20 protein-coding genes are annotated in these 19,464 nt (G+C 72.5%); all 20 read left to right on the top strand.

The genetic code is table 11. From position 1 onward, the window contains the following. Position 1: 1 nt before the first annotated feature. Positions 2 to 1,411: a diaminopimelate decarboxylase gene (gene lysA, locus ACOACO_RS14995; RefSeq protein ID WP_420297068.1), complete on the top strand. Its 1,410-nt coding sequence runs from the start codon at positions 2 to 4 to the stop codon at positions 1,409 to 1,411. Between the two features lie 73 nt (positions 1,412 to 1,484). After that, a complete protein-coding gene (locus ACOACO_RS14990; protein WP_420297067.1) occupies positions 1,485 to 2,789 on the top strand; it encodes a homoserine dehydrogenase in 1,305 nt (434 codons plus the stop codon). Next, positions 2,786 to 3,928 carry a threonine synthase gene (gene thrC / locus ACOACO_RS14985; RefSeq protein ID WP_420297066.1) on the top strand — a complete coding sequence of 381 codons (1,143 nt, stop codon included), beginning with the start codon at positions 2,786 to 2,788 and terminating at the stop codon, positions 3,926 to 3,928. Before ACOACO_RS14990 ends, thrC begins: the two co-directional genes overlap by 4 nt. Before the next feature lies 1 nt (position 3,929). Beyond that, complete coding sequence (gene thrB / locus ACOACO_RS14980; protein WP_420297065.1) at positions 3,930 to 4,892, top strand: homoserine kinase; 963 nt, start codon at positions 3,930 to 3,932, stop codon at positions 4,890 to 4,892. Positions 4,893 to 5,111: 219 nt separating this feature from the next. Beyond that, entirely contained in the window at positions 5,112 to 7,184 is a 2,073-nt protein-coding gene (gene rho, locus ACOACO_RS14975) for a transcription termination factor Rho (protein WP_420297064.1), read from the top strand. 131 nt (positions 7,185 to 7,315) lie between these two features. Then, positions 7,316 to 7,540 (top strand): 50S ribosomal protein L31, encoded by a 225-nt coding sequence (rpmE, locus tag ACOACO_RS14970; RefSeq protein ID WP_277498429.1) that lies wholly within the window; start codon positions 7,316 to 7,318, stop codon positions 7,538 to 7,540. A gap of 99 nt (positions 7,541 to 7,639) precedes the next feature. Next, positions 7,640 to 8,716 (top strand): peptide chain release factor 1, encoded by a 1,077-nt coding sequence (gene prfA, locus ACOACO_RS14965; protein ID WP_420297063.1) that lies wholly within the window; start codon positions 7,640 to 7,642, stop codon positions 8,714 to 8,716. After that, on the top strand, positions 8,713 to 9,591 hold the full coding sequence (gene prmC, locus ACOACO_RS14960) for a peptide chain release factor N(5)-glutamine methyltransferase (RefSeq protein WP_420297062.1): 879 nt from the start codon (positions 8,713 to 8,715) through the stop codon (positions 9,589 to 9,591). Before prfA ends, prmC begins: the two co-directional genes overlap by 4 nt. 5 nt (positions 9,592 to 9,596) lie before the next feature. Further along, positions 9,597 to 10,346, top strand: a complete 750-nt coding sequence (locus tag ACOACO_RS14955; protein WP_420297061.1) for an L-threonylcarbamoyladenylate synthase — start codon at positions 9,597 to 9,599, stop codon at positions 10,344 to 10,346. A gap of 13 nt (positions 10,347 to 10,359) precedes the next feature. Further along, on the top strand, positions 10,360 to 11,505 hold the full coding sequence (locus tag ACOACO_RS14950) for an MraY family glycosyltransferase (RefSeq protein WP_420297060.1): 1,146 nt from the start codon (positions 10,360 to 10,362) through the stop codon (positions 11,503 to 11,505). Between the two features lie 109 nt (positions 11,506 to 11,614). Next, a complete protein-coding gene (locus tag ACOACO_RS14945) occupies positions 11,615 to 12,094 on the top strand; it encodes a hypothetical protein (RefSeq protein WP_420297059.1) in 480 nt (159 codons plus the stop codon). Positions 12,095 to 12,202: 108 nt separating this feature from the next. Next, a complete protein-coding gene (locus tag ACOACO_RS14940; RefSeq protein WP_420297058.1) occupies positions 12,203 to 12,379 on the top strand; it encodes a hypothetical protein in 177 nt (58 codons plus the stop codon). A gap of 25 nt (positions 12,380 to 12,404) precedes the next feature. Beyond that, the gene (gene atpB / locus ACOACO_RS14935; RefSeq protein ID WP_420297057.1) at positions 12,405 to 13,208 is read left to right on the top strand and encodes a F0F1 ATP synthase subunit A; all 804 of its coding nucleotides are present in this window, start codon (positions 12,405 to 12,407) and stop codon (positions 13,206 to 13,208) included. A 121-nt stretch (positions 13,209 to 13,329) separates the two neighbouring features. Beyond that, complete coding sequence (locus ACOACO_RS14930; RefSeq protein WP_420297244.1) at positions 13,330 to 13,515, top strand: F0F1 ATP synthase subunit C; 186 nt, start codon at positions 13,330 to 13,332, stop codon at positions 13,513 to 13,515. Positions 13,516 to 13,564: 49 nt separating this feature from the next. Beyond that, on the top strand, positions 13,565 to 14,101 hold the full coding sequence (locus ACOACO_RS14925; protein ID WP_420297056.1) for a F0F1 ATP synthase subunit B: 537 nt from the start codon (positions 13,565 to 13,567) through the stop codon (positions 14,099 to 14,101). Continuing rightward, positions 14,101 to 14,907 (top strand): F0F1 ATP synthase subunit delta, encoded by an 807-nt coding sequence (locus ACOACO_RS14920; RefSeq protein ID WP_420297055.1) that lies wholly within the window; start codon positions 14,101 to 14,103, stop codon positions 14,905 to 14,907. The genes ACOACO_RS14925 and ACOACO_RS14920 overlap by 1 nt, the downstream gene beginning before the upstream one ends. Positions 14,908 to 14,975: 68 nt before the next feature. Continuing rightward, positions 14,976 to 16,616, top strand: a complete 1,641-nt coding sequence (gene atpA / locus ACOACO_RS14915; protein WP_420297054.1) for a F0F1 ATP synthase subunit alpha — start codon at positions 14,976 to 14,978, stop codon at positions 16,614 to 16,616. A 2-nt stretch (positions 16,617 to 16,618) separates the two neighbouring features. Continuing rightward, entirely contained in the window at positions 16,619 to 17,545 is a 927-nt protein-coding gene (locus tag ACOACO_RS14910; RefSeq protein ID WP_420297053.1) for a F0F1 ATP synthase subunit gamma, read from the top strand. 5 nt (positions 17,546 to 17,550) lie between these two features. After that, positions 17,551 to 19,008, top strand: coding sequence for a F0F1 ATP synthase subunit beta (atpD, locus tag ACOACO_RS14905; protein ID WP_420297052.1), 1,458 nt, complete (start codon positions 17,551 to 17,553; stop codon positions 19,006 to 19,008). 2 nt (positions 19,009 to 19,010) lie between these two features. Continuing rightward, complete coding sequence (locus ACOACO_RS14900) at positions 19,011 to 19,403, top strand: F0F1 ATP synthase subunit epsilon (RefSeq protein ID WP_420297051.1); 393 nt, start codon at positions 19,011 to 19,013, stop codon at positions 19,401 to 19,403. Positions 19,404 to 19,464: the final 61 nt, after the last annotated feature.

Raw genomic sequence — 19,464 nt, 5'->3', positions numbered from 1 at the left:
CGTGGTCCGCGCGCACGAGGCCGGCTGGGCCCACGCCGAGGGTGCCCTCAAGGGCCCCGCGTGGCTCCGCGAGCCCGCCGACACCAACGCCCTGGTCCCGCACCTGTGGTCCACCGGTGCGACGAAGGACGCCGACGGCGTCCTCGCCGTCGCCGGCGTCCCCGTCACGCAGCTGGCCGCCGAGCACGGCACGCCGGCGTACGTGCTCGACGAGGACGACTTCCGCGGCCGCGCCCGCGCCTTCCGCGACGGCTTCGCCGGGTGGGACGTCTACTACGCGGGCAAGGCGTTCCTCTGCACGGCCGTCGCCGGCTGGGTGGCCGAGGAGGGCCTGCACCTCGACGTCTGCTCGGACGGCGAGCTGACCGTCGGGCTGCGGGCCGGGGTCGACCCCGCCCGCATCGGCTTCCACGGCAACAACAAGTCGGTGCCCGCCCTGCGCCGCGCGGTCGCGGCGGGCGTGGGCCGCGTCATCGTCGACTCGTTCCACGAGATCGAGCGGCTCGCGGCGGTGGCCGCCGAGGTGGGCCGCACCCAGCCGGTGATGATCCGCGTGACCGCGGGCGTCGAGGCCCACACGCACGAGTACATCGCCACCGCCCACGAGGACCAGAAGTTCGGGTTCTCCATCACCTCCGGCGACGCCCTCGAGGCGGTACGCCGGGTGCTCGCCGCCCCGGGCCTGGAGCTGCGCGGCCTCCACAGCCACATCGGCAGCCAGATCTTCGACTCCGCCGGCTTCGAGGTCGCGGCCCGCCGCGTGCTCGCGCTGCACGCGCGGGTCGCGGACGAGCTCGGCACGACGATGCCGGAGATGGACCTCGGCGGCGGGTTCGGCATCGCGTACACGACCCAGGACGACCCCTCGACGCCCGACGTGCTGGCCCGCGAGATGCGCGCCATCGTCGAGCACGAGTGCCGCGGGCTCGGCATCGACGTCCCGCACCTGTCGATCGAGCCGGGCCGCGCGATCGTCGGGCCGTCGACCTGCACCCTCTACGAGGTCGGCACGGTCAAGGAGGTCGCGCTGGACGGCGGCGCCCGGCGCACCTACGTCTCCGTCGACGGCGGCATGAGCGACAACATCCGCACCGCGCTGTACGACGCCGACTACTCCTGCACGCTGGCCTCGCGCCGCTCCGAGGCGGAGCCGGTGCTGGCCCGCGTCGTCGGCCACCACTGCGAGGCGGGCGACATCGTCGTCAAGGACGAGTTCCTCCCCGCCGACGTCGGCCCGGGCGACCTCGTCGCCGTGCCCGGCACGGGCGCCTACTGCCGCTCGATGGCGTCGAACTACAACCACGCGCTGCGCCCGCCGGTCGTCGCGGTGAAGGACGGGGTCTCCCGCGTCATCGTGCGCCGCGAGACCGTCGACGACCTCCTCGCCACCGACGTCGGGGACCCGCGATGACCCGCACGATGCCCCCGACGCGGACGCCCCGGGCTACCGTGCCCCCGCGCCCGTCCCTGAAAGGTTGATGACGATGCAGTCCCCTGACGCCCTGCGCGTGGCGGTGCTCGGCTGTGGGTCCGTCGGGTCCCAGGTCGTGCGCCTGCTGCTGGAGCAGTCCGACGACCTCGCGGCCCGTGCCGGTGCGCCCCTGGAGCTGGCCGGCGTCGCCGTGCGTCGTCTCGACGCACCCCGCGAGGTCGACGTGCCCGCCGACCTCCTCACCACGGACGCGCACGCGCTCGTGACCAGCGGCGTCGACCTCGTCGTCGAGGTCATCGGCGGCATCGAGCCGGCGCGCTCGCTCATCCTCGCGGCGCTCGGCAGCGGCGCGTCGGTCGTGACGGCCAACAAGGCGCTGCTGGCCGAGGACGGCGCGAACCTGTTCGAGGCGGCGGAGAAGGCCGGGCGGGACCTCTACTACGAGGCCGCCGTGGCGGGTGCCATCCCGATCATCCGGCCGCTGCGCGAGTCGCTCGCCGGCGACACCGTCACCCGCGTGATCGGCATCGTCAACGGCACGACCAACTACATCCTCGACAAGATGGACAGCTCGGGCGCCGGGTTCGCCGACGCGCTGGGCGAGGCCCAGGAGCTGGGGTACGCCGAGGCGGACCCCACCGCCGACGTCGAGGGCTTCGACGCCGCCGCCAAGGCCGCGATCCTGGCCTCGCTGGCGTTCCACACCCGGGTGACCGCCGCGGACGTGCACCGCGAGGGCATCAGCGACGTGACCGCGGCCGACGTCCGCTCCGCCGCCGACATGGGCGCGGTCGTCAAGCTCCTCGCGATCTGCGAGCTGCGCGACACCGACGAGGGCCAGGCCGTCTCCGCCCGGGTGCACCCCGCGATGATCCCGCGCAGCCACCCGCTGGCGTCGGTGCGCGAGGCGTACAACGCGGTGTTCGTCGAGTCCGAGGCCGCCGGCCGGCTCATGTTCTACGGCCCCGGCGCCGGTGGGGCGCCGACCGCGTCGGCCGTGCTGGGCGACCTCGTGACCGTGGCGCGCAACCTGCGCGCGGGCACCCGCGGCGCGGGGGAGTCGGCGTACACCGCCCGGCCCGTGCTGCCGATGGGCGAGACGCTCACCCGCTACCACGTGGCGATCGACGTGCAGGACCGCGCGGGCGTGCTCGCGCTCGTGGCCACCGCGTTCGCGGAGCACGGCGTGTCGATCCAGACGGTGCGCCAGGAGGGCCGCGGCGACGACGCGCAGCTCGTCGTCGTGTCGCACCGCGCCACCGACGCGCAGCTGGCGGCCACGGTCGCCCACCTGCAGGAGATGGACATCGTGCGCGAGGTCACCTCGGTGATGCGCGTGGAGGGAGAGACCGCATGACCCAGGCCCAGTCCGCCCCGACCGTCGACGTGGCCGCCGCGACGGCCGCCGCGGCCGCCGCGACCTCCACGCCCGGGGGCCGTCCCCAGTGGCGGGGCGTCATCGAGGAGTACCGCGAGCTGCTGGCCATCCCCGCCGGCGTCGAGGCGGTGACGCTCCGCGAGGGCGGGACCCCGCTGGTGCACTCGGACTGGCTCTCCGGCCTCACCGGGGGACAGGTCTGGCTCAAGGTCGAGGGCGACAACCCCACGGGCTCCTTCAAGGACCGCGGCATGACGGCCGCGATCTCGGTGGCCAAGCACGAGGGCGCCGAGGCCGTGGTGTGCGCCTCGACCGGCAACACGTCGGCGTCGATGGCGGCGTACGCCGCGAAGTCGGGCCTCACCCCGCTCGTGCTCGTGCCCGAGGGCAAGATCGCCGCCGGCAAGATGGCCCAGGCGATCATGCACGGGGCGCAGGTGCTCATGGTGCGCGGCAACTTCGACGACTGCCTGACGCTGGCCCGCCAGCTCGCGGACTCCTACCCGGTCGCGCTCGTCAACTCCGTGAACCCGGTGCGCCTCGAGGGCCAGAAGACCGGTGCGTTCGAGATCGTCGACTTCCTCGGCGACGCCCCCGACGTGCACGTGCTGCCCGTGGGCAACGCCGGCAACATCTCGGCGTACTGGCTCGGCTACTCGCAGTACGTCGAGATCGGCCGCGCCACGCGGCGCCCCGTCATGCGCGGCTTCCAGGCCGCCGGCGCGGCGCCCCTGGTGCACGGCGCCCCGGTGCCGGACCCGGAGACGAAGGCCACCGCGATCCGCATCGGCAACCCCGCCTCGTGGAAGCTCGCCACCACCGCCGCCGAGGAGTCGGGCGGCCGCTTCCGCGCCGTCACCGACGAGCAGATCCTCGCCGCGCAGCGCGAGCTCGCCCGCAACGACGGCGTCTTCGTCGAGCCCGCCTCGGCCACCGGCGTCGCGGGCCTGCTGTCGGACCTGGCGGCGGGGGAGTCGTACGCCGGCCTCACCGTCGCCGTCACGGTCACCGGCCACGGGCTGAAGGACACCGTCACGGCGCTCGAGGGTCTCGGCGACGTGGTCGACTCGGTCGTCGACGCCGACGTGCGCGACGTCGCGCGCGCCGCCGGTCTCTGAGGTGGGCGCGAGCCACGACGACGGCGCCGCCGTCGAGCTGGTCCGCGGTCCCGTCACGGTCTCGGTGCCGGCGACGTCGGCGAACCTGGGGCCGGGCTACGACACCCTCGGGCTCGCCCTGTCGCTGCGCGACGACCTGACCGGCGAGGTCGTGCCCGGGGACGGCTCCGGCACGCCCGGCGTCGAGGTCGTGGTCGAGGGCGAGGGTGCCGGGTCGGTGCCGCTCGACGAGACCCACCTGGTGGTCCGCGCGATGCGTGCCGCCTTCGACGCCATGGGCGTCGCCCAGCCCGGCCTGCGGCTGCGGTGCGTCAACCGGCTGCCGCACAGCCGCGGGCTGGGGTCGTCGTCGGCCGCCATCGTCGGCGGCCTCGCGCTCGCCCGTGCCCTCGTCGTGGACGGTACGGCGCGCCTCGACGACGCCGCCGTGTTCGCGCTGGCCGGCCGCATGGAGGGCCACCCCGACAACGTCGCGCCGGCCACCTTCGGGGGCTTCATCGTCTCCGGCGCCGAGGGCGACGGCTTCTTCGCCGTCCCGGCCGCCGTCGACCCCGCGCTTTCCGCGGTCGCGTTCGTGCCGCCGACCCCCGTGGCGACCGAGGTCGCGCGCGGCCTGCTGCCCGAGCAGGTGCCCCACGCCGACGCCGCGGCCAACGCCGCCCGCGCGGCGCTGCTCGTCGTCGCGATGGGCGGGCGCCCCGAGCTGCTGCACGCCGCGACCCGGGACTGGCTGCACCAGGACTACCGCGCGGCGGCCATGCCGGAGAGCGCGGCGCTGGTGCGGGAGCTGCGCGCCGACGGCGTGCCGGCCGTCATCTCCGGCGCCGGCCCGACCGTGCTCGCGCTGGTCGGCGGGGACCCCGCGACGACGCCGTTGGGCGCGGCCGCCCTGCTGGAGCGCTGCCCGGCGGGCTGGCAGGCGCACCACCTCGCCGTCGACACGGACGGCGTGGTGGTACGGTAAGGATCGCGCCAACGATCGGTCGTCCGCGACCGCTCGGCGCGGCACCCAGGGGCACGATCCCGGGTGGTGCACCCTCTTCCTCGTCCCAGACGCGGATCTCCTCAGCCACGAGCCCCTCCCGGCGCTCTCGGTGAGCCTGATGCGCGACGAGGGGGACCATGACCAAGTGCTGGTGGCGTGTCGCGCCCTCCCGGCAGTGATACGTGGGAAGGACCTCACGTGACGGAAACCATCGAATCCGCTGCCGACCAGGCACCGAAGAAGCGCGGCGGACTCAACTCCCTGCTCCTCGCCGACCTCAAGTCGATGGCGTCGGGCCTGGGGATCTCCTCGGGCGGGATGAAGAAGGCCCAGCTCGTCGAGGCCATCAAGGCCGCCCAGTCGGGTGGCTCGTCCGGCGGTCGGTCCGGCAGCGCCGAGGGCGGCGCGCCGACACGCTCGCGTCGTACGACGTCCGCGGCCCCCTCGGGCGACGCCGCGTCGACCGGTACGACGGACGCCCCCGCCGCGGCCAGTGCCGGCTCCGCCCCCGCCGACGGCGAGGCGCGGCGCGAGCCCCGCCGCCGCCAGCGCGGCAAGGCCGAGGGCCAGGACGCCGCCGGTGAGCAGGACGGCCAGCAGGGCAACCAGCAGAACGGCCAGCAGGGCAACCAGCAGAACGGCCAGCAGAGCGGCCAGGGCGAGCGCTCGGAGCGCCGCGACGGCCAGGAGCGCAACCAGGACCGCGACCGCGGCGGCGACCAGGACCGCAACCAGGACCGCGAGCGCGGCGGCGACCAGGGGCGCAAGCAGGACCGCGGTGACCGCGGCGGCGACCAGGGCGCCAACCAGGGTGGCGGGAACCAGGGTGGCGGGAACCAGGGCGGCGGCAACCAGAACCGCCAGGACCGCCAGCAGCGCAACCAGGACCGTCAGGACCGCAACCAGGGCGGCGGCAACCAGGACCGTCAGGACCGCAACCAGGGCGGCGGCAACCAGAACCAGGGCGGCGGCAACCAGGGCGGCCCGAGCTCGAACCGCGACGACGAGGGTGGCCGGCGCAGCCGCCGCCGTCGGGGCCGCGACCGCAACGAGCGCCCCGAGCGCGGCAGCGGTCAGGGTGGTCGGGGCAGCAGCCGCGAGCCCGACACCACGATCCTCGAGGACGACGTCCTCGTGCCCGCCGCGGGCATCCTCGACGTGCTCGACAGCTACGCGTTCGTGCGCACCAGCGGCTACCTGCCGGGTCCCGACGACGTGTACCTCTCGCTGTCGATGGTCCGGAAGATGGGCCTGCGCCGCGGCGACGCCATCGTCGGCCAGGTGCGCCAGCCCCGCGAGGGCGAGCGCAAGGAGAAGTTCAACCCCATGGTCCGCGTGGACCAGGTCAACGGCGCCGACCCGGAGCAGGCGAAGAACCGCCCCGAGTTCCAGAAGCTGACCCCCCTCTACGCCTCGGAGCGTCTGCGCCTCGAGACCGAGCAGTCGAACCTCATCGGTCGCGTCATCGACATCGCCGCGCCCATCGGCAAGGGCCAGCGTGGCCTCATCGTCTCGCCGGCGAAGGCCGGAAAGACGATGGTCATGCAGTCCATCGCCAACTCGATCACGGTCAACAACCCCGAGTGCCACCTCATGGTCGTGCTGGTCGACGAGCGCCCGGAGGAGGTCACCGACTTCGAGCGCTCCGTGAAGGGCGAGGTCATCTCCTCGACCTTCGACCGTCCCGCGAGCGACCACACGATCGTCGCGGAGCTGGCCATCGAGCGCGCCAAGCGCCTCGTCGAGCTGGGCCTCGACGTCGTCGTGCTCCTCGACGGCATCACCCGTCTCGGGCGTGCGTACAACCTGGCCGCCCCGGCCAGCGGCCGCATCCTGTCCGGTGGTGTCGACTCGGCGGCGCTCTACCCGCCGAAGCGGTTCTTCGGCGCGGCCCGCAACATCGAGCACGGCGGCTCGCTCACGATCCTCGCCACGGCCCTCATCGAGTCCGGCTCGAAGATGGACGAGGTGATCTTCGAGGAGTTCAAGGGCACCGGCAACATGGAGATCCGCCTGCGCCGCGACTTCGCGGACAAGCGCCTCTTCCCGGCCATCGACGCGGTCCAGTCGGGCACGCGTCGCGAGGAGCTCCTCATGGGCAAGGAGGAGATGGCCATCATCTGGAAGCTCCGCCGCGTCCTGTCGGGCCTCGACGGCCAGCAGGCCCTCGAGCTGCTGCTGGAGCGCCTCAAGAAGTCCCAGAGCAACATCGAGTTCCTCATGCAGGTGCAGAAGACGATGCCCGGGGCGGGCCAGGACAACGGCCACTGAGCCACCACCACCGGGGGAATGCCGCGATTCGTCACGGCGTTCCACCGGTGGCACAATTCGTGCGCTGGTCCCGGTTCACGTGCCCCCACCAGGGGGTTGGCACGACCCGGCGGCCGAGGAGAGGACACATCATGCAGAAGGACATCCACCCCGACTACGTCGTGACCGAGGTGACCTGCACGTGCGGGGCGCAGTTCACGACCCGCAGCACGGCGAAGAGCGGCTCGCTGCACGCCGACGTCTGCTCGCAGTGCCACCCGTTCTACACCGGCAAGCAGAAGATCCTCGACACCGGCGGCCGCGTGGCCCGCTTCGAGGCGCGCTACGCGAAGGCTGCTGCCGCCAAGAAGAAGTAACGCCGTCACAGCGCCGGCCCCACCCGCTCCACGTCGAGCGGGACGGGGCCGGCGTTGCGTCATTTCGGCCCCGTCCGTCGTGCCACCGAGGAGACCGCAGTGTTCGAAGCCGTCGAGGCGCTCGCCGCCGAGCACGCCGCGCTCGAGGCGCAGCTGGGGGACCCCGCGCTGCACGCCGACGCTCGTGCGGCCAAGCGGGTGAACCAGCGGTACGCCGCGGTCAGCGCCATCGTGCGCACGTGGCGGGAGTGGCAGCGGCTGGGCGACGACGCCGGCGCGGCCCGCGAGCTCGCGGCCGACGACCCGGCGTTCGCCGAGGAGGCCGAGGCCCTGGAGGCCCGCCGCGAGGAGACCGCCGAGCGGCTGCGCCGCCTGCTCGTCCCGCGCGAGGAGACCGACGACAAGGACGCCCTGCTCGAGGTGAAGTCGGGGGAGGGCGGCGAGGAGTCCGCGCTCTTCGCCGGGGACCTCCTGCGGATGTACACGCGCTTCGCCGAGCAGCGGGGCTGGACCACCGAGGTGCTCGACTCGACCCCGTCCGACCTGGGCGGCTACAAGTCGGTGACGGTCGCCGTGAAGGCCAAGGGCACGCCGGAGCCGGGCACCGCGCCGTACGCGCTGCTGAAGTACGAGGCCGGCGTCCACCGGGTGCAGCGCGTGCCCGTCACCGAGTCGCAGGGCCGGGTGCACACCAGTGCCGCCGGCGTGCTCGTGCTGCCCGAGGCGGAGCAGGTCGACGTGTCGGTCGACGAGAACGACCTGCGCATCGACGTCTTCCGCAGCTCGGGTCCCGGTGGCCAGAGCGTCAACACGACCGACTCCGCGGTGCGGATCACCCACCTGCCGAGCGGCATCGTGGTGAGCTGCCAGAACGAGAAGTCCCAGCTGCAGAACAAGGAGCAGGCGCTGCGCATCCTGCGCGCCCGGCTGCTGGCGGCGGCGCAGGAGGCGGCCGCGTCCGAGGCCAGCGACGCCCGCCGCTCGCAGGTGCGCACGGTCGACCGCTCCGAGCGGATCCGCACCTACAACTTCCCGGAGAACCGGATCTCCGACCACCGCACGGGCTACAAGGCCCACAACCTCGACGCCGTGCTCGACGGCGACCTGGGCCCGGTCGTCACCTCGGCGGTCGAGGCCGACCTCGAGGCCCGCCTCGCCGCCGTGGAGGCCGGGTGAGCACCACCGAGCGGCACGACGTGCGTGCGCTGCGCCGTACCGCCACCGCGCGGCTCGCCGCGGCCGGGGTCGCCAGTCCGGCCCGCGACGCCGACGAGCTCGTCGCGCACGTCCTCGGCGTGCCGCTGGGCCGCGTGCCGCTGCTCGACACGCTCGCGCCCGACGAGCGCGACCGGGTCGAGGCCCTGGTCGCGCGCCGCGCCGCCCGCGAGCCGCTGCAGCACCTGACGGGCACGGCCGCCTTCCGGTACGTCGAGCTCGCCGTCGGCCCCGGCGTCTTCGTGCCGCGCCCCGAGACCGAGCTGCTGGCGGGCTGGGCCGTCGACCGGGTGCGCGACCGGCTCGCCGAGCCGGCGGCGGGGGAGCGTCCGGTGGTCGTCGACCTGTGCACCGGCTCCGGCGCGATCGCGCGGGCCCTGGCGGACGAGGTCCCCGAGGCGGTCGTCCACGCCGTCGAGCTCGACCCGGGCGCCCTGGCCTGGGCCGAGCGCAACCTGGCCGGCACCGGCGTCGACCTGCGCGCGGGCGACATGGCCGAGGCCTTCGACGACCTGGCCGGCACGGTGGACGTCGTGGTGTGCAACCCGCCGTACATCCCGCTCGAGGCGTGGGAGTCGGTGGCCGCCGAGGCCCGCGACCACGACCCCCACCTGGCGCTGTTCTCCGGCGACGACGGCCTGGAGGCCATCCGGGTGCTGGAGCGGCGGGCCGCGCTGCTCCTGCGGCCCGGTGGCTGGCTGGGCTTCGAGCACGCCGACGCCCAAGGCGCCTCCGCGCCGCAGGTGCTCGTCCGGGCGGGCCGCTGGAGCGAGGTGCAGGACCACGCGGACCTGGCAGGTCGGGCGCGCTTCACGACGGGACGGCTGGCACGATGACCCCCGTGGACGACGCGGAGCAGCAGCAGGCCCAGCAGCCCGACGACCAGCCGGGGGAGCAGGCTCCCCCCGCACCGACCAGCCTCGAGAAGGTGTCGGCGCGCGTGCGCGGGACCGGCACGGCGGACGAGCGCGACGCGGCGCTCGAGGCCGCCACCCTCGCCGTGCGGCAGGGCGCGCTCGTCGTGCTGCCCACCGACACGGTGTACGGCGTCGGCGCCGACGCGTTCGACCCCGACGCGGTCGGGCGCCTGCTGGCGGCCAAGGGCCGCGGGCGCGAGATGCCGCCGCCGGTGCTGATCAGCTCGGCGGTGACCGCCGACGCGCTGGCGCGCTCGGTGCCCGGCTGGGCCCGCGCCCTCATGGACGCGTTCTGGCCCGGCCCGCTGACCCTGGTCCTGCAGGCCCAGACGTCGCTGCAGTGGGACCTCGGGGACACGCGCGGCACCGTCGCCCTGCGCATGCCCGACCACGACGTCGCCCGTGAGCTCCTCGAGCGCACCGGCCCCCTGGCCGTCAGCTCCGCCAACCTCACCGGCCGGCCGGCGGCCCTCACCGCGGCCGAGGCCGACCGGATGCTGGGGGAGTCGGTCGAGGTGGTCCTCGACGCCGGTCGCTCGCCGGGCGGCCAGGCGAGCACGATCGTCGACGCGACCGGGGACCAGGGGCGCGTGCTTCGTCTCGGTGCGCTGTCGCTGGACCAGCTCAACGCCGTGCTCGAGCCGCAGGGCGCGACCCTGGTCGACCAGGGCTGAGGACCGCCCGGCCGTGCGCGAGTACCTCCTCGTCTTCCTCGTCGCCGCGACCGTCAGCTACCTGCTGACGGTGGTGGCGCGCGAGGTCGCGGTGCGCGTGGGCGCCGTCGCGCGCGTGCGCGACCGCGACGTGCACGCGGAGCCGATCCCGTACTTCGGGGGCGTGGCCATGCTGGGCGGCATCGTCGCGGCGTACTTCGTCGCGCGGCAGCTGCCGTTCCTGTCGTTCCGCGGCTCCGACGAGATGTTCCGCGACGCGGGCGTCGTGGTGATCGCGGGCGCCGCGATCTGCCTGCTGGGCGTGTTCGACGACATCTTCGAGATCGATCCCCTGATGAAGTTCGGCGGCCAGGTGCTCGTCGCCGGCTTCCTCGTCGTGCAGAACGTGCAGTTCTTCTTCTTCCAGGTGCCCGGGGGCACCGTCGTCGCCATCGACCCCCTGCAGGGGGCGACCCTCACGGTGCTCGTCGTCGTGGTGACGGTGAACGCCGTGAACTTCGTCGACGGCCTCGACGGCCTGGCCGCCGGCATCGTCGGCATCGGCGCGCTGGCCTTCTTCGTCTTCTGCTACCAGCTCACCAACATCAACGACGAGACGCTGGCGACCACGGGCGCACTGCTGAGCGCCATGCTCGCGGGGGCGTGCGTCGGCTTCCTCGGCCACAACCACCACCCGGCCCGGCTGTTCATGGGCGACAGCGGCTCGATGCTGCTGGGGCTCATGCTCGCGGCGAGCGCGATCACCCTGACGGGCCAGTTCCCGGCCGCCCAGATCTCCTCGGGCGGCGACGGCGGCTCGGCGAGCCTGCTGCCCACGCTGCTGCCGGTGCTGCTGCCCGTCTCCATCCTCATCGTGCCGCTGACGGACCTGGCCCTGGCGGTCGTGCGGCGCACCAGCCGGGGCACGTCGCCGTTCGCGGCCGACAAGGAGCACCTGCACCACCGCCTGCTCGTCTTCGGCCACTCCCACGGGCGGGCCGTCGTCATCATGTGGCTGTGGGCGGCGCTCGTCGGCTTCGGCACCGTCGTCCTCAGCCTCTACTCCCGCCCGATCGTCGCCGTCGTCGTGGCCGCGATGGCGGTCGTCACCGTGTGCCTCACCTTCCTGGTGCGCAAGACCGCCGAGGAGGAGGGGGAGCGGCTCGAGGACGTCGTCTGAGCGGCGGCCACCGGCACCCTCTACTACTCGCTGTCGGAGACTCGTGATAGTTTTCACGAGTCTCGCGGCAGGGTCTCCCTGCCCCTCCCCGACCACAGAACGGCCGCCGATGCTGACGACCGAGTCTCCGCGCACGCCCTCCTCGGGCGTCGCTGCGATCGGTGCCGTCGCGGCCCTCGTGCTCGGGTTCGCCGCTCTCACCGCCCTCGCCGTCGGCATCCTCGCCGGCCCGGGGGAGGGGTACGGCGTGCTCGCCGGCGCCGTCCTCGCGGTCGCGGTCCTCGCGTCCGGGACGGCGAGCGTGGCGGTCGTCGCCGCGATCCTCCCGTCGTTGTCGCTGGTCGTCGCGCTCCTCACCTACGGTCTGCAGCTCGTCGTGCTCCTGGTCGTGCTGCTCGCCGTCGAGCGCAGCGAGGTCGGCCCCGAGGTGCTGTCGCAGCGCTGGCTCGGCGGCGCCGTCATCGTCACGACGCTGGTCTGGAGCGCGGTGCAGGTCGTCGTCACGACGCGACGTCGCGTCCCGCTCGACCTCGCCCCCGCGCGCCCCCCGGTGTCGCACGACGACCAGGCGGGAGCGCGCGCGGCGTGACCCACGACTCCTGCTATCGTCCGGCACGCGATGAACGCGCAACGCCCTCCGTCTGCCCCCGGACCGACCCCGCCGTCGCAAGACCCGTGGCAGGCCTTCAGCTACCTGGTGACCGGTGTGCTGGTCTACGGACTGATCGGCTACGGGGTCGACCGGTGGCTGGGCACGCGTGGCTTCGTGGTGCTCGGCATCACCGTGGGGGCCGGGCTCGGCATCTACCTCGTGTTCAAGAAGTTCGGCCACGACCCCGGCGACACCCGGCACGACCACTCGCACACGACCTGAACTTGCTCACGAAGGAGACACGGCGTTGATCGCAGGCAGCCTGGGCGCCTCCCTCACGAACGTTGCGGCGGGGAGTCCCCCGAACCCCGGTCCCGCGGACTTCGACCTCCCGCCGATCTTCGGCGACGTCACGAAGCCCATGGTGCTCCTGACCCTCTCGGCGGTGCTGATCTTCGCGGTCACCTTCGCCATGGCGCGTCGTGCCGCCGTGGTCCCGGGCCGGCTCCAGTTCGCCGGCGAGTTCGTCTACGGCGCCGTCCGCAACGGCATCGCCCGCGACAACATCGGTTCCGAGCACTTCCTGCGCTTCGTCCCGTACCTGTTCTCGCTGTTCCTGTTCGTGCTCGTGAACAACTACTACGGGCTCGTGCCGTTCCTGCAGTTCCCGTCGTTCTCCCGCGCCGGCATGGCCTACGGCCTCGCCGCGCTGACCTGGCTGCTCTACAACGGGGTCGGCATCTGGAAGCACGGCTTCCTCGGCTACCTCAAGCACACCTGCATCCCGAACGGCGTCCGCGGCGTCATGCTCGTGGTCATCGTGCCGCTGGAGTTCTTCTCGAACATCCTGGTCCGCCCGGTGACGCTGGCGCTGCGTCTGTTCGCCAACATGTTCGCCGGCCACCTGCTGCTCATCCTCTTCGCGCTGGGCGGCGAGTACCTGCTCTTCCACGCCGAGGCCAGCCCGCTCAACATCTTCGGCGGCGTGATGTCGTTCGTGATGTTCTTCGGCATCTCGGTGCTCGAGCTGCTGGTGATGTTCCTGCAGGCCTACGTCTTCACCCTCCTCACCGCGATGTACATCGGCGGCGCGGTCGCCGACGAGCACTGAGCGGCTCTCGACCTCGGGGCCCCCGGGCGCCGACCACAACTGCATACCGACCCCACGATTGGCACAGTGACGCGCTCCGCGTCTCCAACGAAAGGAAACTGCCGTGGACGGCAACCTGAACATGCTCGGCTACGGTCTCGCGACGATCGGTCCGGGCCTCGCAGTCGGTCTCATCTTCGCCGCCTACATCAACGGTGTGGCCCGCCAGCCGGAGGCGCAGTCGCGCCTGCAGACGATCGCGATCCTCGGCTTCGCGCTCGCCGAGGCCCTCGCCATCATCGGCATCGCCCTCGCGTTCGCGCTCTGACGCGGACCGACGACGCGACGCTGAGGACCGGTAAGAACGAGGTGAACCCATGAACGAAGTCAACCTGGCGGCGGAGGAGCTGAACCCGCTGCTGCCGCACACGGCGGAGATCATCCTCTCCGCCGCGGTGTTCCTGCTGCTGGTGCTCGCCGTCGCGAAGTTCGTGGCGCCGCGGTTCGAGAAGGCGTACGCCGATCGCACCGCGGCCATCGAGGGCGGGCTGCAGGCCGCCGAGACCAAGCAGGCCGAGGCGGACGCCAAGCTCGCCGAGCTCGAGCGCCAGCTCGCGGAGGCCCGCCACGAGGCGGCCCGCATCCGCGAGGAGGCGCGCGAGCAGGGCGCGGCGATCGTGTCCGAGATGAGGGAGCAGGCCCAGGCCGAGTCCTCCCGCATCGTCGAGGCCGGCAAGGCCCAGATCGAGGCCGAGCGCCAGCAGGCGGTCACGTCGCTGCGCGCCGAGGTCGGCACGCTGGCCACCGGTCTCGCCGGTCGCATCGTGGGCGAGAGCCTGGAGGACGAGGCTCGCCAGAGCCGCGTCGTCGAGCGCTTCCTCGCCGACCTCGAGTCCGCAGGCGGAGCCCGCTGATGGCGGAGTTCCGTGGCGCTTCGGCCGACGCACTCGCGGCGCTGACCGACGAGCTGCGGGCCGTTGCCGACGCCGACCAGGCGCGGGTCGGCGACGACCTGTTCGCTGTGGTCGGCATCCTCCGTGGCGAGCCCGGCCTGCGCCGGATCGTGACGGACGTGTCGATCGACGTGAGCGCGAAGCAGGGTCTGCTCCGGCAGATCCTCGCCGGCAAGGTCGCCGACGCGTCGCTCTCGGTCGTCTCGTCCGCCGTGGCCCGCCGCTGGACGCGGGGCCGTGACCTCGCGGACGCCCTCGAGCGTCTCGGCGAGATCGCGGTCGTGCGCTCCGCGGGCGCGGACTCGGTGCGCCTCGAGGACGAGCTGTTCGAGTTCGGCCAGGTCGTGTCGGGCAACCCGGCCCTGCGCGACGCCCTGTCCGACCCGGCCCGCTCGGCGGACGACAAGTCGCGCCTGCTCGACGAGCTGCTCGGCGGGCGGGCGCTCCCCGCGACGGCGACCCTGGTCAAGCAGGCGCTCGCGGGCTCGTACCGCACCGTCGGCGTCGCGCTCGCGACGTACGCACGGGTCGCGGCCGACGTGAACGGCGAGCGGGTCGCGACGGTCACCGTCGCGCAGCCGCTCGCGGACGCCGACCGCACCCGACTGGCCGACACCCTGGCGCGCCAGTACGCGCGGCCGGTGCACCTCAACGTCGTGGTCGACCCGTCGGTGGTCGGTGGTGTGCTCGTCGAGATCGGCGACGACATCATCGACGGCACCGTCGCGGGCCGCCTCGACTCCGCACGCCGCCGCTTCGCCGGCTGAACCCCGGCCCCCACCCCAGCCGCACCCGTGCCCTCCACCCACCGGGCCAGCGAACAGAAGGAAGAGTGATGACGGAGCTTTCGATCCGTCCGGACGAGATCCGGGACGCGCTTCAGCGTTTCGTGTCGGACTACCGGCCCGAGACCGCCACCCGTGAGGAGGTGGGCCTCGTCGCCGAGACCGCCGACGGCATCGCCCGCGTCTCGGGCCTGCCCTCGGCGATGGCGAACGAGCTGCTCGAGTTCGAGGACGGCACCCTGGGTCTCGCCCTCAACCTCGACGCCCGCGAGATCGGTGTCGTCGTGCTCGGCGACTTCGACAAGATCGAGGAGGGGCAGACGGTCAAGCGCACCGGCGAGGTCCTCTCGGTCCCCGTCGGCGACGGCTACCTCGGTCGCGTCGTCGACCCGCTGGGCACGCCGATCGACGGGCTCGGCGAGCTCGAGACCGTCGGCCGCCGCGCCCTCGAGCTGCAGGCCCCCACGGTCGTGCAGCGCAAGTCGGTGCACGAGCCCCTCGCCACCGGCATCAAGGCGATCGACGCCATGACGCCGATCGGCCGCGGCCAGCGCCAGCTCATCATCGGCGACCGCGCGACGGGCAAGACGACGATCGCGATCGACACGATCATCAACCAGAAGCAGAACTGGGAGACCGGGGACCCGAGCAAGCAGGTCCGCTGCATCTACGTCGCCATCGGTCAGAAGGGCTCCACCATCGCCTCCGTGCGCGGTGCCCTCGAGGAGGCCGGCGCGCTGGAGTACACGACGATCGTCGCCGCCCCGGCGTCCGACTCGGCCGGCTTCAAGTACCTCGCGCCCTACACCGGCTCGGCCATCGGCCAGCACTGGATGTACGAGGGCAAGCACGTCCTCATCGTGTTCGACGACCTGACCAAGCAGGCCGAGGCGTACCGCGCCGTGTCGCTGCTGCTGCGTCGTCCGCCGGGCCGCGAGGCGTACCCCGGTGACGTGTTCTACCTGCACAGCCGGCTCCTCGAGCGCTGCGCGAAGCTGAGCGACGAGCTGGGCGCGGGCTCGATGACGGGTCTGCCCATCATCGAGACCAAGGCCAACGACGTCTCGGCGTTCATCCCGACCAACGTCATCTCGATCACCGACGGCCAGATCTTCCTGCAGTCGGACCTGTTCGCGGCCAACCAGCGCCCCGCGATCGACGTCGGCGTCTCGGTCTCCCGCGTCGGTGGCGCGGCGATGACCAAGGCGATGAAGGCCGTCACCGGCTCGCTCAAGGTCGACCTGGCGCAGTTCCGCGCCATGGAGGCCTTCGCGATGTTCGCCTCGGACCTCGACGCGGCGTCGCGCCAGCAGCTCGACCGCGGCCAGCGCCTCATGGCGCTGCTCAAGCAGCGGCAGTACTCGCCGTACCCGGTGGACGAGATGACCGTCTCGCTCTGGCTGGGTACGTCGGGCCGCCTCGACCGCGTGCCGACCGAGGACGTCCTGCGCTTCGAGCAGGAGTTCCTCGACTACCTGCGCCGCTCGCACGAGGGCATCCTGGCCGGGATCCGCGAGACCCTGAAGTTCGAGGACTCGACCGAGACGGCGCTCTCCGACGCGTACGACTCGTTCCTCGACCAGTTCTCGACCTCCGACGGGGCGTCGCTCAAGGCGGGCAAGGAGCAGCACGAGGCCCTCGAGGACGACGCGCTCGAGCAGGAGCAGATCGTCAAGCAGAAGCGGGGCTGACCATGGCCGTATCGCTGCGGGAGTACCGCGCGCGGATCCGATCGACCGAGTCGATGAAGAAGATCACGCGCGCCATGGAGCTCATCGCTGCGTCCCGCATCATCAAGGCGCAGCAGCGGGCGCAGGCCGCCGCGCCCTACGCCCGTGAGCTCACGCGTGCGGTCTCCGCGGTGGCGACGTTCTCGAACGTCGACCACCCGTTGACCACCGAGCCCGAGGACCCGCGGCGTGCCGCGGTGCTCATCGTCACGAGCGACCGCGGTCTGGCCGGGGCCTACTCGAGCAACGTGCTCAAGGAGGCCGAGCGCCTCCTCGAGCGGCTGCGGGGCGAGGGCAAGCAGGTCGACGTCTACATCAGCGGCCGCAAGGGCGAGGCGTACTTCAAGTTCCGCCAGCGGGCGGTCGCCCGCTCCTGGACGGGATTCAGCGACCAGCCGTCGTACGAGGACGCGCGGTCGATCGGCCAGACGCTGATCGCCGCGTTCCTCACCGAGACCGACGAGGTCGAGGACGACGTCCGGGGCGTGGACGAGGTGCACGTGGTCTTCACGCGCTTCAAGTCCATGCTCGTCCAGGAGCCGCAGGCCATCCGCCTGCTGCCGCTGGAGGTCGTCGAGGGCACCGAGGCCCCCGGGAAGGACGACCTGCTCCCGCTCTACGAGTTCGAGCCGTCCGGCACCGAGGTGCTCGACGCGCTGCTGCCGAAGTACGTGCAGAGCCGGATCTTCTTCGCGCTCCTGCAGGCGGCGGCCTCCGAGCTCGCGGCGCGCCAGAAGGCGATGAAGTCGGCCACGGACAACGCGGACGAGCTCATCAAGAAGTACAAGCGGATCGCCAACCAGGCCCGCCAGGCCGGCATCACCCAGGAAATCAGCGAGATCGTCGGTGGCGTCAACGCGCTGGCCGACGCCCAAGCCGGGAGTGAGTGAACACAATGACCATCACTGTTGATGAGACCCAGGCCGGCGGGGCCACCGGTTCCGTCGGTCGTATCGCCCGTGTCATCGGCCCGGTCGTGGACATCGAGTTCCCGACCGACGCCATGCCGGCGATCTACAACGCCCTCAAGGTCACCTTCGACCTCGGCGGCGTGCAGAACACGATCGTCCTCGAGGTCGCGCAGCACATCGGCGACGGCATGGTCCGTGCCATCTCGATGAAGCCCACGGACGGCCTCGTCCGCGGCTCGCAGGTCGTCGACACCGGCGAGTCGATCACGGTGCCCGTCGGCGACGTGACGCTCGGCAAGGTGTTCAACACGACCGGCGACTGCATGAACCTCGCGCCGGGCGAGACCCTCGAGGTCAACGAGCGCTGGGGCATCCACCGCAAGGCGCCGGCCTTCGACCAGCTCGAGGCCAAGACCCAGATGTTCGAGACCGGCATCAAGGTCATCGACCTGCTGACCCCGTACGTCACGGGCGGCAAGATCGGTCTGTTCGGCGGCGCGGGCGTGGGCAAGACCGTGCTCATCCAGGAGATGATCGCGCGTGTGGCCCGCAACCACGGCGGTGTGTCGGTGTTCGCCGGCGTCGGCGAGCGCACCCGTGAGGGCAACGACCTCATGGTCGAGATGGAGGAGGCCGGCGTCTTCGGCCAGACCGCCCTCGTCTTCGGCCAGATGGACGAGCCGCCGGGCACGCGCCTGCGGGTCGCCCTCTCCGCGCTGACGATGGCGGAGTACTTCCGCGACGTGCAGAAGCAGGACGTGCTGCTGTTCATCGACAACATCTTCCGGTTCACGCAGGCCGGCTCGGAGGTCTCGACGCTGCTCGGCCGCATGCCGTCCGCGGTGGGCTACCAGCCGAACCTGGCCGACGAGATGGGTCAGCTGCAGGAGCGGATCACGTCGACCCGCGGTCACTCGATCACCTCGATGCAGGCGATCTACGTGCCCGCCGACGACTACACCGACCCGGCGCCGGCCACGACGTTCGCCCACCTGGACGCCACGACGGAGCTGTCGCGCGACATCGCCTCGCTCGGCATCTACCCGGCCGTGGACCCGCTGACGTCGACGTCGCGCATCCTCGACCCGCAGTACATCGGTCGGGAGCACTACGAGTGCGCGATCCGCGTGAAGCAGATCCTGCAGCGCAACAAGGAGCTGCAGGACATCATCGCGATCCTCGGTGTCGACGAGCTCAGCGAGGAGGACAAGATCGTCGTCCACCGCGCGCGTCGCATCCAGCGCTTCCTGTCGCAGAACACCTACGTGGCCAAGCAGTTCACCGGCATCGAGGGCTCGACCGTGACCATCGCGGACACGATCGAGGCCTTCAACAAGATCGCCGAGGGCGAGTACGACCACGTGGCGGAGCAGGCGTTCTTCATGTGCGGTGGCCTCGAGGACGTCGAGGCCAAGTGGGCCGACATCCAGAAGAACCTCTGACGATGGCCGGCACGCTGCACGTCGAGCTGGTCAGCGCGGACCGCGTGGTGTGGTCCGGCGAGGCCACCCGCATCATCGCCCGCACGATCGAGGGCGACGTCGGGATCCTGCCGGGTCACGCGCCGCTGCTGGCCGTGCTGGCCCACGGGGTCGTCGACATCCAGTCGACCGAGGGCCAGACCTGGGTCGCGGCCGTCTCCGACGGGTTCCTGTCCGTCGCGGACGACCGGGTCTCGGTGCTGTCCGAGTACGCCGAGCTCTCGCACGAGATCGACGTCGAGAAGGCGCGCGCCGACGTCACGCGCGCCAAGGAGGCCGGCGAGGACGACACGGAGGCGCTCGCCTCCCTGCGTCTCGCCGAGGCGCGGGTCCGGGCCGCCGAGCAGGCTTCCTGACCCACGTCGTACCCCGCACCACCCGTTCCACCGCTGCTGCCCGGCCCGCACCCCCGACGGT

It is taken from the genome of Nocardioides sp. CPCC 205120 (assembly GCF_048654585.1).
In the GTDB taxonomy this organism is placed as follows: Bacteria; Actinomycetota; Actinomycetes; order Propionibacteriales; family Nocardioidaceae; genus Nocardioides.
This window is presented reverse-complemented; position numbering and strand designations above follow the sequence as displayed.